Source organism: Streptosporangium sp. NPDC020072 (genome assembly GCF_040631445.1).
In the GTDB taxonomy this organism is placed as follows: Bacteria; Actinomycetota; Actinomycetes; order Streptosporangiales; family Streptosporangiaceae; genus Streptosporangium.
Genome location: NZ_JBEYAB010000044.1, coordinates 1 through 1,087, shown reverse-complemented (window position 1 = coordinate 1,087; position 1,087 = coordinate 1). Strand labels below are relative to the sequence as shown.

The window sequence follows — 1,087 nt, the reverse complement described above, 5'->3', positions numbered from 1 at the left end:
GCGTCAGTCGGTGCCGTTGCTGAAGAGCGAGGCGCCGCTGGTCGGGACCGGGATGGAGTACCGGGCCGCGACGGACGCCGGGGACGTGATCACCGCGGACAAGGCCGGGGTGGTCGAGGAGGTCTCGGCCGACTACGTCACGGTGATGAACGACGACGGCACCCGCACCACCTACCGGGTGGCGAAGTTCAAGCGCTCCAACCAGGGCACCTGCTTCAACCAGAAGCCGATCGTGGCCGAGGGCGACCGGGTGGAGGTCAACCAGGTCGTCGCCGACGGGCCGTGCACCGACGACGGTGAGATGGCGCTGGGCAAGAACCTGCTGGTGGCGTTCATGCCGTGGGAGGGTCACAACTACGAGGACGCGATCATCCTGTCCCAGCGCCTGGTGCAGGACGACGTGCTGTCCTCGATCCACATCGAGGAACACGAGGTCGACGCCCGCGACACCAAGCTGGGCCCCGAGGAGATCACCCGCGACATCCCGAACGTGTCGGAGGAGGTGCTGGCCGATCTCGACGAGCGCGGCATCATCCGCATCGGCGCCGAGGTCGTGCCGGGCGACATCCTGGTCGGCAAGGTCACCCCGAAGGGGGAGACCGAGCTGACGCCGGAGGAGCGGCTGCTGCGGGCGATCTTCGGGGAGAAGGCCCGTGAGGTGCGTGACACCTCGCTGAAGGTCCCGCACGGCGAGCAGGGCAAGGTCATCGGCGTGCGTGTCTTCTCCCGTGAGGAGGGCGACGAGCTGCCGCCGGGCGTCAACGAGCTGGTGCGCGTGTACGTGGCGCAGAAGCGCAAGATCACCGACGGTGACAAGCTCGCCGGCCGTCACGGCAACAAGGGCGTCATCTCCAAGATCCTGCCGGTGGAGGACATGCCGTTCCTGGAGGACGGCACCCCGGTCGACATCATCCTCAACCCGCTCGGCGTGCCGGGCCGGATGAACGTCGGCCAGGTGCTGGAGACCCATCTGGGGTGGATCGCCGCCCGCGGCTGGGACATCTCCGGCGTGCAGGAGGCCTGGGCCGAGCGGCTGCGTGACAAGGGCTTCGCCGAGGTCGAGCCCCGCACCAACATGGCCACCCCG

1 pseudogene is annotated in these 1,087 nt (G+C 68.7%); it reads left to right on the top strand.

The features are described 5' to 3' along the window. Positions 1–1,087: pseudogene (locus ABZ470_RS41670) on the top strand (DNA-directed RNA polymerase subunit beta); the annotation flags it as partial.